Genomic DNA, 16,510 nt, shown 5'->3' with positions numbered 1-16,510 from the left:
TGCATCATTGAGCACCTGCCTTTACCGGTTTAACCACTTTGATATCCGGTTCCGGCGGCTGCTTCATGCCCGCTCCAAAAAAGAAACCGGTATGCGGCGGCTGGTTATAGCCCACATTCTGCCAGGCAATGCTCAGCCGGTATTGCGGATCCTGCATCAGCGTATAAAAGCGATGGGTTGTGGGAACAGCTGTTGAAAAGATCCGCAGTTCTTTGTTATCAACCGTGCTGTACAGCACCTCTTCCCGCCAATCGCCTAAAATATCGCCTACCAGTACCGGCGTTGCCTTGGTGCCGTTATTGCTGCGGCACTGATACCGGGCCGCGCTGAGCAGCCTGTTTACAGACTGACGGGCATAATCCCATTTATCAATATTTGTTCCGTTGAGTATTTCCGCCAGCAGGTCGCCATCCCACAAAACACCCATATTGCAGGCGGGCGTTCTGTCTGCGATCCTGTTTCCCCTGCAATCAAACATTCCGGTGATACCGGCCCCCGCCACCCAGCATTCTGCGCCGGGATAGCGGGGATCCACATCGAGGGCCAGGCCACGCCCGGGGCCTTCCCCATCCGCTCCGGCCTTTACAGACGGCTTTTTCCAATACACTTCTCCTGTGGCCGCCGCGCGAAAACTGCAACCCGCATCATCAAAACGCTCCTGGATGTCAAATACCTCCAGACCCGGGATGGATGGATCCAGGTCAGACACATGCAGCGCATCCCCATGCCCCAGGCCTGTGCTGTACAGCCCCCGGCCATTATCATCAATGCACATGGCACCATAAACAATTTCATCCCTGCCGTCCCCATCTACATCGGCAATACTCAGGTTATGGTTTCCCTGACCGGCAAACCGTTCGTTTCCCCGGACACCGGAATCAAATACCCAGCGTTGCTGCAGTTTTTTATCTCTCAGATCCCAGGCGGCGATCACGGTTCTTGTATAATAGCCGCGGGTCATGATCAAACTCGGATGCACACCGTCCAGGTAGGCAATGGCCGCAAGAAAACGATCCATGCGGTTGCCATAGCCATCACCCCAGATCTTTTTCAGGGCCGCCGGTGACGGGGTTAATGAAAGGGAGGAGCGCGGCGGAACAAAATCCACCGTATGGATGACCGCGCCCGTTTGCCCGTTAAATACCGTTAAATACTCGGGACCCGCCAGGATATATCCTTTATCATTCCGCCAGTCTTTTGTACGGTCGCCTACAACATTTCCCCTGCCGTCCACCGTTCCGTCCGCAGTCTTCATGGCCACTTCCGCCTTGCCATCACCATCCAGGTCGTACACCATAAACTGGGTATAGTGTGCGCCCTCGCGAATATTCTTTCCCAGATCGATGGTCCACAATAAGGCGCCGTCCATTTTATACGCCTGTATCAGCGGCGGGTCCGTAAAACCGGCATGGCTGTTATCGTGCCCCTTGCCCGCCACATGCAATACAATCTCATACGTACCATCACCGTCCAGGTCACCAACAGAGCCGTCATTGACAGCATAGCCATCCGGAATACTGAGGGGCAGGGATAAAAAGGGACGGTCTTTATCCGTAAGCACAAAACGCCCGCCCCCGCTTAACTCCCGGCCCCTGAATACCGGTTTTACAATATAGGTTACCGCGTGCGCGGCGGCCGGAAAAACATCTGAAAAGCCGGTCGTCTCCGTAAGCGGATCTTTATTGAGCTTTACTACCGTTTTTCCCGTTTGCCGGTAAAGATCAAAGGCAATACCGTCCGGGTCCGTAGCCAGCAACCTCCAGCTGACGAAGATCTTCCCGCTGCCGTCGGGGATGGCCACTACACCCCTGTTCAGCGGCTCCATCAACCGCTGCGACCGGGCAGTCATGCCCAGCATCAAAAACAAAACCTGTAACCAAAAACGGTTCATCGCCATACTCTTTAATGATTAAATACAAATTGCCTTCTGAGAAGTTGGTCTTTAATATTTATTGTCCGTATTTTAATAATTGAAATATAAACAATTTCCGAAACGGGCTCCTCATTTTACTACCGCTCCGTTGATCATAACATCATCCCAAACCGCATTCCCCATATCTTCTTTATGAACCATTGAGGTTTTCCCCGTTCTTATTTTAAGATCTTTAAACATAAAATCATGAAGCGAATACTGGTCCGACTTTTTTACGTTGAATACCGCATCACAATTCAGCCGGAGGTTCTTAAAAGTGATATGGTGCGCATCCGTGGTACGCATTTTCTTTTCCCCCTTCAGGTCAAAAAACTGTGTCCAGGGATTTACATCCAGCAGCACTCCTGCATCGCCGGTAAGTCCCTCAATAGTGATGTATTCATAATGCTGCGGCGTATCCGGACGCATCTTTAACTGCAATACCCTCCGGGCGCCTTGCAGCCGGGATCTTCTCAAAATAATATTCCGGTCATGGATCGATTCACTGCCACAGGTGAGTGCGCTGTGGCAAAAGCCATAGGTACAATCTTCAATAATGATATTGTAATTCCCTCCGTTCACCGTGTCCTTATCCGCAAACGGTCCTTTTCCGCCCTTCAATGCTATCGCATCATCATTTACGGACAGATAACAGTTTTTGACGAGCACGTTCCTGCATACATCGAGGTCGATGGCATCGGAGCTGGGCGCTTTCACCGGCTCAAAAGGCGCATAAATAAACAGGTTCAGCAATTTCAGGTTTTCGCATTTATAATAATGCGAGGTCCAGAAGGGGGAATTGATGAGCCGGATGCCGGAGATCTGAACATTCTTGCTATTGGAAACATACAAAACACGCGGACGCATTTCATCCATATTGGTACACTTCAGGTTGAACCGGCGCCGCAACCAGAAATGCTTCCAGTAACTGAGCCCGTTGCCATTCAATGTACCCTTGCCGGAGACCGTAAATCCATCCACATGATCTGCGTTCACCAGGGCCGCAAAATATTTCAGCGTCTGTCCCTCTATACGGGTTGTTACCAGCTCAAAGTCGCTGATATCGCTGCTTCCCTTCAGGGTGGCTCCTTCTTCCAGGTGCAGGTGCGTGCCTGGTTTAAAGAACAAAGAGCCGGTCAGAAAAACGCCCTTTGGAATCATGACCACTCCACCACCTGTGGCGGCCTTGTCAATGACTGCCTGTATCTTTTTCGTCTGTACCAGGGTACTGTCGGGCACCACACCATAATCGGTGATGCGGTATTTTTTCCCAAGCCCGTCCACATCAGTGGGCACCGTTTCCCGGAACCACGCGGGTATCGGCGATCCATCGGGAAAAAGTTCCTGGGCCCGAAGCTCTTTGCCTGAAAGCAGCAACAACAAAACCATCAGTCTTATGTACATATTGATCTTCATTTATTTTTTTTTATACCGGTGCAACGGGGGGCGGTACCGGTAAACAATTTGCCTGCTTGCCGGTGCAATCCAGCACCAGGATACAGGACCCTCCAAAAAACACCGGATCATCCGGCCCCTCTTACGGGCGAATGACAGGCCGGTCCCTACAGCTTAAACGGCAGATACCAGTTCTTCGGGTCCATCAGCTTTGCCCTCGCGGCTCCTGCGTTGGGATTACCGGCCTTTATCAGTTTTTCATAAATTTTATCGGCAAGGAAAGCAGGGTCGTTGCGCCGGCGGGCGATGCGTGTAAGATCGGACCAGCGCTCTCCTTCGAAAGCCAGCTCCAGGGCATCCTCTTCTATAATTTTATCTTCCAGCAGAACGGGATCTACGTCAAAGCCCATCATCACACTGCCATAACCGCCCGCAGTCCCCGGGCCGTAGGTAATACCCGGTAATGCCAGGTTGGGCATAGCGGCCCTGGCGCGAATGCCTCTGTTCCGGTACCACACCCCTCTTGCCACACTCTGGTTATCCCGGGCATCAAAATAATAAGGCGACCCCACCGGATAGGTTACCCGGCCGGTGCCAAAGCCCTGGTGCGTGATTTCCGATTCCAGCTCAAAAAAGCTACCCGGGATCTTTGTTCCGCCGGAACTAAACGCCCCGTAATAAAAGGTATTGATCAAACCATCATTTAAAAGCGCATACGCTACCCGACCCTGGCCATCCCGGTTGGCCGCCTCGGCAAAACGCAGATGCGCCTGCGCTGCTCTGAAGATGTTCCATTGCCCGCCCTTATTCAGCAACGACAGCGGCGCTGTGGCATTATCGGTCAACTTGGTAATTACGGGGTCTCCATCGGGCGCAATCTCATAAGACATTTTGCCCCGTGCATCCCAGGGCACACCATTCGTTAAAGTTTGCGCATTCCACAGATCGATCACTTTCTGCGATGGTTTTATTTTATACCCGCCGGCCTTAGACATCAGCTCCACGAAAGGATTGCCCGGCGCAAATGAATTACTGTAAGGGATGGACCAGTTCCATTCATAAGACCACTCCCGCACCGTATTGGCTATGGCAAAGATACTCCGCCAGGAGGCGCCCACATCGGTTAAGGAGTTTACCAGTGACGACCCATCCTGCGACCTTTCAAAAGTTACCAGGAAATTGAAGGAGCTGATCCGGTTCTCGTTCACCTCGTATTCGATCCGCGGCGCGCCTACATCCATACCAGAAAGCAGTTTCTTATACCAGTACGCCGCCTGGTAATAATCGCCTTTCCATAAATACAATTCTCCCAAAACATGCGGTTTGCTAATGAATACCTTTTGCGTATTGCTTCCATCAACCGTAAAAACCAGGGAAGTTTCCGCCGGATACGCCAGGTACTCCAGGTAGGGCAGGTCTTTTGTATCGGCGATCAGCTGATCGATGAGCTGATCAAAAGGCAGTTTGGGGGCATTGTTCAAGGCAGGAATGTCCTTTACCGTTGTTACGGCATCCTTTATATAAGGCACCGCTCCGTAATGGATCCCCAGCTGCAGGTAGAGCCAGGTACGGAGCACCGCTATATCGGAGTAGCGTTGCGCAAATTCTGCCTGGCTCAGCACGCCTTTATCGGCCATGATCTTAAAGTTGGCCAACGCATCATTGCAGTTAAAGATCACCTTATAGAAAGGCGCCGGGTCTGCATACGGGTTATCCGCGCTCACATTATGTGCAGACAGCTGCTGCAGATAGGGATCTGCGTTGGGCGTTACGTCCACCAGGTCCGCCCGCAGTTCATTCAATAAGATATACCGGTCGCCCAGCGCGGCCACCTGCCCGTAAATGCCCAATACCACTGCATCCGCGTCAGCAAGGCTGTTGTACACCATCGATTGATCCAGGCGGTCTTCCGGCAGCACTTCCAGCATCTTCCTGCAGGATCCGGCGGTCAATGCTACCGCCACCAGGGCCAGCATTGAAAAACGTATATATGATTGCCTCATGTTCATAATTTTATAATCCCAGGCGTATGCCTATTTGGTATGATTTAAAGATGGGTTCCAGGGTCACATCCACGCCCTGGTGAAACACGTCGTTGGACATGGCAAACTCCGGATCAAAGCCCAGATACCTGGAAACCGTGAACAGGTTATTGGCGGTGCCATAGATCCGTATGTATTTGACCAGCTGCCGGTTCACCTCCAAATCGTATTCCAGCGATAATTGTCTTAAGCGCAGGTAAGATCCGTCTTCGATCCACCGGTCGGAGAAGCGGGCATTGCCCATCGGATCGCCATAGGTCGCCTTCGGAACGTTGGTCACCTGCCCCTCGGCCTTCCAGCGGTTCAGCATCAGGTCCGTCTGGTTATAAAACGCTTTCCCGGACTCCAGCTGTGCTCTTGTATAATTGTACACTTCATTGCCTGCACTGAACGTAAACAGGGCATTCAGGCTCCATCTTTTATACGCCACGGTATGATTCATGCCGCCAAAGAGATCGGGAATGGGACTCCCCAGCACATAGCGGTCGTTATTGTCGATGATGCCGTCGTTATTTTTATCTTTAAACTTCGCATCACCGGCATTGAAGGGTATTTTGTTACCGGCAATATCCAGGATACCCAGGCCGGCAGCATTTGCTTCCGCCTGGGTGCTGTACACTCCTTCATATTTAAACCCGTAAAAAGTATTGGCGGGGGATCCGTTCTCAGTGATATAGGTAGCGCCTGCAAATTCTGTGAAGATCGTTTCCGGAACGGAAGTGATCCTGTTCCTGTATTTGCCCAGCGACAAACCGGCATCCCATTTTACACGGCCATCCAGCAGCCTGCCAAAAACGCTCAGGTCCAATCCTGTATTTTTCATTTCCCCGTTGTTATACAGATAATAGCCGATCCCGGAAACCGCATTTCCCCTGTTGTACACCAGCATATCCTTTGTCGTGTTCTGATATACATCGATGCTGATATTCAGCCGCTCGCGGAAGAAGGAAAGATCTGCCCCGGCATTGGCTTTCAGCACGGTTTCCCATTGCAGCCAGGGATTGGAAGCGCCCTCGCGCACCAGGCCCTGTACCCCAAGGAAGTTTTGCGATACATAGTTTTGCCGCGCCCGGTAATTTCCGATATCATCATTGCCGGTCAATCCATAGCTCACTCTGAGCTTGAACAGGTTCAGCAGGGAATTGCCTTTTAAAAAATCTTCGTTTGAAAGGATCCAGCCCAGGCCCACCGCGGGAAAGACACCGTATGCCTTGCCGGAGACCTTCAGCCCGTTAGCTACTTTATCGCCAAACCGCGAAGACCCGTCAATACCCACCGATCCGCTGACCAGGTACCGGTTCCGCAACGTAAGGTTGGCCAGGGCATAGCCCGTCAGGTTCACCCATTTGCCGATATGACCGCCATACACTCTTGAAGATGCCGTTGAATTACCAATGGTGATCAGCTGATCCGTAGCGGAATTAAAGCCAAGGGCATAATCCTGCTCTGCATCATGCCGGTGGTACCTCAGGCCTGCAATGGCCTGCAGATTGCTTTCCCTGCCCAGGTCCCGGTCATATCCAAGGCGCAGATCGTTGGAAATGGAATAATACCGGGCCACCTGGGCGCCCAGCCTGCTGAATACTTCCATATTGTTGATCGTATCCCGGGCTACACCTTTCTTGGGAACAAAAAAATCTTCCTGCGCTTTATCGTAGGTTACCGCTGTAAGGTTGCTCAAATGAAAACGATCATTGAATTGATAATTGAAAACGACCGACCCCAGGAACCGGTACGCCTTTTTATTATTGAGCCCATTGTAGATCAGCTGCAGGGGGTTGGAATAACCAAACCAATCCGCTTCTGCATAATTGGGCGATACCTTGCCATCATTTGACAATTCATTGGGATGCAGCAGGGGCGATTTTACAAGCCCCAGGAACAGCGGGTTGGTCAGGGGCGATATGCCCTGGTCCTTGAGCTGCTGCTGGCCATAACCCAGTGAGATATTGGTTTGCGCTGTGAGCTTCTCCGTAAGGTTCATGTCGCCATTGAAACGGGCGGTATATTTATCCTGCTGTGTGTTATTAATGATCCCCCTTTCGTTGTTATACCCGATCGAAAGGGCATATTTTGCTATATCATCGCCGCCGGTAACACGCAGGAACAGGTTTTTATCCACGCTGCTTTTAAGCACCTGCTGCTGCCAGTTGGTGTTGTTGTGATACGCTGCATATGCGGCAAACGACGGATTGTCGTTATTAAACGGCATTGCCGCTATTTCCTCCCCGGTATAGGAGGAAGTGGCCAGAACATCGTTCAGATAGCTGCGGTAATTATAGGCATTCAGCAGGGGCAGCTGCCGGGGAACCGCATTGACGCCGGTGGACAATTGCAGATCGATCCGGGTGGCCAGCTCATGTGTGTGGTTCGTATTGATCACGACCACCCCGTTGGCCGCACGCGCTCCATAGATGGATGCGGCAATGGCGTCCTTAAGAATGGTCACATCCTGAATATCCCGTATGTCGATATTCTGCAGCGCGTTGTTCTCATGCCCGGTCGTAATGGAAGGACTATGCATCTCTGCGTTATACACCACCCCATCCACAATGTAAAGCGGCTGGTTATTGGTATATAAGGAACCAAAGTTGCGGATCTGTACATCGGCGCCGATGGATGGCGTTCCTGATTTCCGGACAACCGATACACCCGAAAATTTGCCCTGCAGGTAACTGTCTACGGTCTCCGAGTTCTGCTCCCAGGGGTTCCAGTCGTATTTTTCCACCGCCCCCGTTGTTTTCAGCACCCCGTTGTCGCCAAAAACCGTGTTCGTTTTTTCATAGAACGAATGGTAATCATCCGGGTAAAGCGTTACCAGGCATTCCTTACCGGCCAGCACCGGTACCTGTTTGGCCGTATAACCGTCCATCGACACTTCGATCAGCGCATTCCGGTCCGGCAGGTCCAGTACAAAAGTGCCGGTGGAATCGGTAAGCCGCGCGATGGATTTTCCATAAGTGACCCTTGCGCCTCTCATGGGCAATCCGGACCTGCTGTCCAATACCCTGCCGCTGATCTTTATCACGGCCGCCCCGGCAACCGCCGGGGTGGCTGGGGCCCCTTTTTTTACCTGGCCATAAAGATCGCTCCCTGTCAGGATCGCCGGCAGCAGGACCATTCCTATTCTTATTATATAGCTCTTAATCATCATTGGTTTTGGTTATTGTATTACAGGAACAAAACGCAGGTACTCTAAAATAATGGGACCGGTGCCGTTGGCCATGACCAGCAACCGCATGTTGCCAAATTCATTCTGGGTCACTTCCCCTAAATAGACCTCGTCATGATTGAGGAGCGTAACGGACCAGGGCATCCGGACATCGTTTGCCCCCTGGTCATTCACCACCGGCCGCTTATAGAGATCCGCTTCATTCACCGACTCGATCGACGGATCAAAAAAGTGCACATACTGGGTAAAATCATCTGTCTGAGGATCACCTGTAAGCCCCATGATGGCCCGCCCATATACTTTGTAGGTTACCGTATTTGCATTTGCAGCCCGGTATTTTGCATAAAACGCACTAACGCCATGCCCGCGGATCTCCACATCGTTATACAGATTACCCAGGGTATCTTTCTTTACCCTGAAATAGATGTTCCCGCTCTTGCCGCTCTGTTTATATCCTGAGGGCTGATTGCCCATGACTTTAAATTCCCTGATCCGGTCCTGCAGGGAGCAAAGCTGCTTTTTTACCCGGTAAACAACGCCGTTGCTGGCTTTATGGCGCGACAGGATATCTGCCGGATCTATTGAAAAGGCAGTACCGGACACTGAAACCAGGTGGGTGACCTGATCCCCGATCGTTACCGCCCCCGCCACAATAAAGTCTCTCAGCAATGCTTTTCTGGTAAAGAACGAGGTGGTGCTGTCTGCCGGAGCACCTGCAGCTTCATCATAATGCGTATGATAAAAAGGGCGCAGCCGGTCGTACTCGGCATTAAAATAATCATCATCTACCACAAAATAGGTATACTTACTGTTTTCCGTGGTCATCGGCCGTTTGATCTCACTGAGCCAGTTCTGGTAACTGGTGGTATCCATCAGCAGCACATTGTTCACCTGGGCCGTAGCAGGAAACGTTGTGCTGACCAGGTTATAGATATTTGCCAGCGGCTTTAAGGAGGTACCTACTACATGATACAGGCCGTTTGCCGCTACGATGTTCTTCTTCAGCGCCGGTACCCCGTCAAAATTACCGTGGGTGAACTCGACGTATTTATTCCGCAGGTTCTTTGCACGGATCGTGTCCGAAGCTTCATTTACATTGTACACCGAATTGATGATATGGTACCCCACAAAGCTCCGGACTACAGCAGAATCGTTAAAATCATATGCTGTCTTTGCCTCCCCGATCGCCTCATTGGTCGGAACGATCACCGTAAAATTCCGGGAAGATTTCAGATCGCCGGCATAGCCGGACCGGTCCACCAGGTCCATAAATCCGGAAAACTCAGGCGCCGCACGGATCACGTCGTATAAGGTCTTTTGCGATGCCGGATCGGCAATGCCCACATGATCGTCCCATTTATGCGTACAGGAAAAACTGCATGTACAAAAAAGCACAAAAAGGAAAAAGGAATATTTCGGTACACTATTCATCATCATTAATTTATTGAGGCCTGTAAAATAATTCGCCCGGAAGCTGGTGAAACCGCGGATAGATCTGCTCCGGATCATCGGCCGGTATAAAATGGACCATATCCAGATAGATGGCATTGGATTTGCACGTGCCTCCGATGGCCAGCAGGCGTACGGTGTGCCGGTCCGTAGTTTCCACGTTGATCACACCGGCCAGCCGGCCCACGTTCAGCGAAGCCTCGCTGCCGGTCTTTGGCTTGATCCCCCCGGTAACTCCGTTTGCATTGTAGTCTCCCGTTGTTGCCATATACCTTTTATATCCCTGGGCCAGCATCAGGTTGTCTGCATTAGGGTCTGCCAGGTTGGAAACGCCCGATGCGGAAAGGCTTTGGTTCAGGAATACGATATTGGGCAGTGTTTGCTCGTCCGTTCTGCCCGGATTAAAGATCACCTGCAGCTGGGGACCGTTCCCGTTCTGTGCATAGCATACCCAAACCTTGTATCTTCCTTTTACGAGATAAGGGGTTTTAAAATCCACATACTTTACGCGGTTGGCATTATTGGAGCACATCTGCAGACCAAGCATATCGCCGTTGGCATAGGGACGTTTTGTTTCGAGACTGGCGCTAAAATTATACGTATTGGATCCAATGGTGATCACGTCCATTTTCTCATATGAAATGGAGCTGGCAATGGATTCGCCATTCACCACCAGCGGGGTGCTCTTATTCCGGTAAGCAGCGCCCAGCCCCGTCAGCAGTTCGGGCGAAGTGGCCAGATCAAAATAAACGGGTACCTGCTGCCTTACTTTAATGGCAAACATCTGGAGGCTCTCATGAAGCACACCGTTCACCGCCGTCACGTCACTTTCTACCCGGTTCAGCTCCGCGCCCGGCTCGTACACACCATTGAACACATCGTCATTTAAAAGCACCCTTGTTCCGGCCAGTTTCGTGCTGAGGATCTCTTTGGGAGCTAACGTATAGAGGGATGACAGGGAGGCTATGTCTTCCAGGTAATTGCCGCTGTTGCTGAGATGGTAGGCCACATACAGCCATAAGCTGTCGCTGTGGTTTTTTGGATCACCGGTTTTGGAGAACCGTTGCTTCAGATCCTCAAAATTCATGATACCCGCCGCCTGAAAAACCGAATCTGATTCAACGATGGCCGTTTGAAAACGCTTTTCTGCGGGCACCTCTGTACCCCTTTTATAGTACAGGGTATCATAAAAGCCGGTGGCTCTTAATGCCTCCGCAAAAATGGTATAACGGGGATTACCGGCGATCAGCTCTGCCAGACTCTGCCGGGGCGGCGTTAACGCTTCGTTGATGGCATGGATAATGCCATTGCCACAACGGATATTTGACCGGATGATCTGTGCGCGCTTGTTCACTCTAAAAACGCCATTGGCCACATCGGTGTATAAAAATTCTCCAAAGAGTGTCGGCGTTTTTATTTTACCATCCGTAAAGCGCAGCGATCCCACCGTATCCCTGATGACATGATATCGTACAAAGGAATCCAGCTCGGCGTCCCTGAAATCATCCAGCGAAGCTTTGCCGTTAGCGGCAACCCATTTAGTGATGGCCTCGTTGTCCGGAGCAAAAAGCGTGTAGGTGCCATAGGCGCCCAGGTATCCCGAAGCCCTGGCCCGGATCAATATCTCGGATAAGAGGGAATAAGACTCCGGATGCTCGTCGAGGTAGCCCGTGATGTTCACCTCATCTGTGGTGGTTTCCCTGAATACCTGTTTATTGCAGGAAAGACAGCAGAGGCAAAAAAGCCCCAACAGCAATGGGATCTGCAGAATAAAATGTTTATGCTTTTTCATACCCATACTATTTTGTGTAAAAAGGATTTTGTTTTAACGTGGGATCTTTGAAAAGTTCTGTTTCCAGTACCGGCAGGTAGTGACTGTTGACATCTTTTATCTTGTTGATGGCCGATTGTTTTACCGACACGTCGGCCGTTCTGGATACCAGGTCTACCAGTACGTCCAGGTTGCTGTAATTGTCCTTTTTAGCAAGCCGCAACAGATCAAACCAGCGCTTTCCTTCAAAGGCCAGCTCCCGGGCGCGCTCTTCAATAACGAAGCGTACAATATCATCGGTGTCTGCCTCATCAACCTCCCGGTTGGTAGCTGCTAAAGCACCGCGGGCCGTTCTCAGGTCATTTAAAATCACCAGTGCTTCCGCGCCTCTTCCCAACTGGGCAGCAGCTTCCGCCTTTATAAGCATTACATCAGAGATCCGGTACACCTGGAAATTATAATAGCTCGGGTTTTCGATGCCGTATTTGATAATGGATCCGTCAGAAGCAAAAAGGAACTGTTCGCCCCGGCTGTCCCGGGCATCAAGATCACCCTGGAGGTTGGGCGTAAAAACGTCTGCATTGACAAATACGTTGTCCACTGCAAAAGGTTTTTTGCTGTTGATCACCAAGGCATACATCGGGCTTTCCCGTGAGTCTTTATGGCTGATCTCAAAGATCGTTTCGCTGGTGCTGGAACTGAATATGGACAGGGTAGCCTTTCCCTGTAACCGGTAGCGGTTCGTTGCCAGGATCTTGTCGGCTTCTGCGGCAGCCTTATCATACTCCTCGTTCCATAAATACACATCGGCCAGCAAAGCGGTGACTCCCGGTTTTGTGATCCGGCCTTTATTCACGGGGCTTTCCGTTACATTATTTCCCTGCGCCGGCGGCTCATGATAATCGGGCACCAGCCCCTGCGCCGTTGTCAGATCGGAGATCAGCTGACCGATCACCTGCTGGGCGGTAGCCTGGGGCGTTGGCTGTACGTCAGTATCCTTGTAGGAGCCCTTCAGCTTCAGGGGAATGTCCCGGAAGGTCCGCACCAGGTAAAAGTACAGCAGGCTCCGGATGGTCAGCGCTTCGCCCAGGTAGGAGTTATACAGGTCTTCTGTAAAGGTGGGATCTAAAGCTCGGGCATCCTTGGCAAAGTCGATCAGGAGGTTGCAGTTATTGATCGCCCCGTACAGCGCGCTCCAATCGGAGATATCATTGGTGCTGAGGATATTCATATTTTTCACAAAACGGTCATCATCCGAAGCGGTAGAAGTAGGGATGACCATATCGCCCCTTAGCTCTCCCCAAATAAAGATCCGCTCTTCGACACCGCCTTCGTTCAGCGAAGAATAAATGCCCATAAGGGCCGCGCGGACATCTTCTTTGGTCTTCCAGAATTCCGCCTTGGTAATGCCATCCTGCGGCTGAAGATCCAGCCATTTTTTGCAGGAGCTCATTCCGGCAGCTATTATGACGATACCTATAATCAAATAAATCTTTTGCATATACTGGTTTTTAAAACATAATGGAAATACCCAATGTCACTGTTTTTAGCGGCGGCGTCATTGAATAATCGATCAGCGTGGAAAAGGCATCTTTGATACGGACACCCACGTCCGGGTCCTGCCCCGTGTATTTGGTATAGGTCCATAAATTTTCCACGGTAATATAGGTTCCCAGGCTGTTAATGCCCAATCGTTTTAAAATCGTTTTATCAAAATCATACTTCAGCGTCAGGCTTCTCAGCCGCAGGAACGAAGCATCTTCCACATACCGGCTCGATCCGAGGGAATTATAGCCCGTCCCGTATAAAGCCCTCGGTATATCTGTTACATCGCCTTCATTCCTCCACCTTCTTAAAACAGCGGTGCTCTGGTTATTGTATCCGAGCATATCCGAGGTATTCATCTTGGTACCATTGATGATATCCAGTCCCTGCCGGTAGTTAAAAAATGCACTCAGCTTCAAGCGCTGGTTATAACTGGCCGAAAACCCGAACCCGCCGGTGAGCTTCGGGTTGCTGTTGCCCAAATACACTATGTCTTTCTGGTCGATCACACCATCATGGTTGATGTCTTCATACATGGCATCACCCGGCTGAAAAATATAATCCACCGCAGGGTAGTTAAACCGCATATAAATGGTTTCCCCGTCTGGTCCGATAATCGCGTTGCCCTGCGCGTCCTTTGCAACGGTGGCGGCCACATCCTTATACACACCCTGGTAGCGAAATCCATAGAAGGATCCAAAGGGGTTGTCTTCCTGCAAATACGTAAAGAACGATTTGTTCTTGAGCGCGCTTCTGGCATTCTCCCTTGGGTATAGCGGCGAAATTTCGCGGATCACATTCTCATTATGAGCTATATTGAAATTGATGCTGACATTCCACCTTTTGGTACGAACAGGGTTGTAATAGAAGCTTGCTTCCCAGCCGTCATTGTCCATGGAGCCCACGTTCATCGTCAGCGAATTGAAGCCGTTATAACTGGCGATCTGGATCTTGTTCATCATCAGATCGGTGGTCCTCCTTTTATACAGCTCACCGCCAAAGCTTAGCCGACCCTGGAACAGTTCTATATCCAACCCGAGGTTCTGCTGGGTTACCGTTTCCCATTTCAGATCCGAAAGTTCTATATTGGAGGAATAGACCCCGTTCTCGCCCAGGTAGGCATAGTCATAAGTATTGTACACATTAATGTAGCTGTAGTCGCTTCTGGGCGCATTACCGCTTCTTCCCCAGCTTGCGCGGAACTTTATATCGTCAATAAATTTGATCCGCCTGATAAAATTCTCCTGCCCCAGGCGCCAGGCGCCGGATATAGCCGGGAAAAGCCCGTACCGGTTCTCCGGTCCGAAACGGGAGCTGCCGTCGCCTCTTAAACTGGCCGCAAAAATGTAACGGTTCTTAAACACGTAGTTTCCCTGCACCAAAGCGCCGATAGCCCTCGATTGCGTGGTGGAAGAGCGGGCCGATCCGGTCAGCGTCCGGGACGGGATACTGGGATCCTGCAGGAACGAAGATGCGGTATTGGTAGAACTGAGGCCCTGAATGGTATATCTTGTTTCGGATGTCTGAAAAGAAAGGTTACCGGTAAACAGGTGATCTTCTCCTAACCGCGGCGTAAACAGCAGGTTTGTTTTGGTATCCATCGAAAAACGATCATAATCATTATCGGAGGTCTTATTCACCGCGCTTTCTGTAAAAGGCCTTCCCGTGGCTAACTGCGGCAAAAAGTTCTTCGATTTATTGTTATTGATGTTAAAGGATACATTACTGTTCAATTCAAGCAGGCGGGGGATCAGCTTATATTTCAGGTTGAACCGCGAGGTTACCACATCGCCCAGCTGCTTACTGGTTGCATAGGTGACCATTGAAAGCGGATTGTACGTGCCGGAATAGGTACCCTGGGCGGTGCTCACGGGACTGAAGAGGTTACCGGTAAGCCGGCCGTACTCGTCATATTCCCAAACGGCCTGGTTGGGCATTTTACGATAAGCCACATCCCTTACATTGGTGTGGTACAACATATCGTTATCAACATGCGAATAAGAAACGTCCGACTGGAAAGTGATCCGTTGAGAAACCAGGTAATCCAGGTTTACCCGTGCAGAAAGCCGGTTGGTACCGGTACCTTTGGTAACACCCTTCTGGTTAAAATAGCCCAGGGAAGCCAGATACCGGGCTTTCTCCCCTCCGCCCCTGATCTGCATGTTGTGGTCCTGGAAATATCCTGTTTGCGTAATGGCCCCGATCCAGTCGGTATTATTGCTGTAGTTGAAATAGGTATAGGTATTGTTGGGGTCGTACTGGAACTGCTGCGCATTCTCCGACAGCGAGAACAATTTTCCCGCGTTGTAGTATTCCTCCAGCAACAGCGTGGTGTACTGGTCGCCGTTCAGCATCGGGATGGGTTTGGGCTGCCGGGAAATGGAGCCCTTGAAATTGTAGCTCAGGGAGGGCTTACCCACGCTGCCTCTTTTGGTGGTAATGATCAGTACGCCGTTAGCGGCTCTCGATCCCCAGATCGCTGTGGCGGCGGCGTCTTTCAATACCGTTATCTCCCGGATATCAGAGGGCGCAATATTCAGCAGCTGCCCATAGGCATTATCATCGGAAGTAGCAAAGTTAAAATCCTCCGGGATGGTAATATCGTAGGGCATACCGTCTACCACGATCAAAGGGTCCGACGCGCCGTTCAATGAGGAGGTACCCCTGATCCGGATCTGCATGCCGGCACCGGGATCGCCGGAAACCGTACTGATGTCCACACCGGCCAGCCTTCCCTGCAGCGCCTGGTCCAGCGAAGCCGCCTGCATCTCCTCCAGCTCTTTCATATTGATGGATGAGACCGCCGATGTAGATCTCGCCTTGGATAGTCCCATGCCACTGCCATCATCGATTGTTTTTTCCGCAACGACCACCACCTCATCCATACTGTTGGCTTTGGATTCCAGCGCCACATTGATCGTGTTCAGGTTGCCGATGACGACCGGCCGCGGGCTCTTATAGGCCGTATGCGAGATGCTCAGCCTTAATCCTTTTTGCGTGATCTTCAGACTGAAATTCCCTTCCACATCCGTTGTGGTCGAGGAAACAGTCCTTTCGTCCTTATCCATAAGTGTTACGGTGGCCGCTTCAACAGGCTGGTTGTCTCCTTTATCGGTTACCTTACCGGTTAGCAAATCATTTTGATCCTGCGCCCGCAGGGGGGCCAGGTTGCCGAAGAAAACAGCAAAGCAGATAAATACAAAAATTTTTCTCATAATATGTAC

At 51.0% G+C, this 16,510-nt stretch carries 8 protein-coding genes; all 8 read right to left on the bottom strand.

Annotated features, from left to right (window positions below; genetic code table 11):
- Positions 1 to 4 precede the first annotated feature (4 nt).
- Entirely contained in the window at positions 5 to 1,891 is a 1,887-nt protein-coding gene (locus tag B160_RS0115265; protein ID WP_018628800.1) for a rhamnogalacturonan lyase, read from the bottom strand.
- A gap of 111 nt (positions 1,892 to 2,002) precedes the next feature.
- Positions 2,003 to 3,328 (bottom strand): rhamnogalacturonidase, encoded by a 1,326-nt coding sequence (locus B160_RS0115260; protein WP_018628799.1) that lies wholly within the window; start codon positions 3,326 to 3,328, stop codon positions 2,003 to 2,005.
- A 146-nt stretch (positions 3,329 to 3,474) separates the two neighbouring features.
- Positions 3,475 to 5,310 (bottom strand): RagB/SusD family nutrient uptake outer membrane protein, encoded by a 1,836-nt coding sequence (locus B160_RS0115250; RefSeq protein ID WP_018628797.1) that lies wholly within the window; start codon positions 5,308 to 5,310, stop codon positions 3,475 to 3,477.
- A 10-nt stretch (positions 5,311 to 5,320) separates the two neighbouring features.
- The gene (locus tag B160_RS0115245; protein WP_051107180.1) at positions 5,321 to 8,503 is read right to left on the bottom strand and encodes a SusC/RagA family TonB-linked outer membrane protein; all 3,183 of its coding nucleotides are present in this window, start codon (positions 8,501 to 8,503) and stop codon (positions 5,321 to 5,323) included.
- A gap of 9 nt (positions 8,504 to 8,512) precedes the next feature.
- On the bottom strand, positions 8,513 to 9,916 hold the full coding sequence (locus tag B160_RS0115240) for a fasciclin domain-containing protein (protein WP_169540082.1): 1,404 nt from the start codon (positions 9,914 to 9,916) through the stop codon (positions 8,513 to 8,515).
- Positions 9,917 to 9,962: 46 nt separating this feature from the next.
- Positions 9,963 to 11,762: a fasciclin domain-containing protein gene (locus B160_RS0115235; protein ID WP_018628794.1), complete on the bottom strand. Its 1,800-nt coding sequence runs from the start codon at positions 11,760 to 11,762 to the stop codon at positions 9,963 to 9,965.
- Between the two features lie 7 nt (positions 11,763 to 11,769).
- Positions 11,770 to 13,242 carry a RagB/SusD family nutrient uptake outer membrane protein gene (locus tag B160_RS0115230; protein WP_018628793.1) on the bottom strand — a complete coding sequence of 491 codons (1,473 nt, stop codon included), beginning with the start codon at positions 13,240 to 13,242 and terminating at the stop codon, positions 11,770 to 11,772.
- 10 nt (positions 13,243 to 13,252) lie between these two features.
- Entirely contained in the window at positions 13,253 to 16,501 is a 3,249-nt protein-coding gene (locus tag B160_RS0115225; RefSeq protein WP_018628792.1) for a SusC/RagA family TonB-linked outer membrane protein, read from the bottom strand.
- Positions 16,502 to 16,510: the final 9 nt, after the last annotated feature.

It is taken from the genome of Niabella aurantiaca DSM 17617, from assembly GCF_000374125.1.
Lineage (GTDB): Bacteria > Bacteroidota > Bacteroidia > Chitinophagales > Chitinophagaceae > Niabella > Niabella aurantiaca.
The sequence above is the reverse complement of the archived record's forward strand: the minus strand, read 5'-3'. Positions and strand labels throughout refer to the sequence as shown.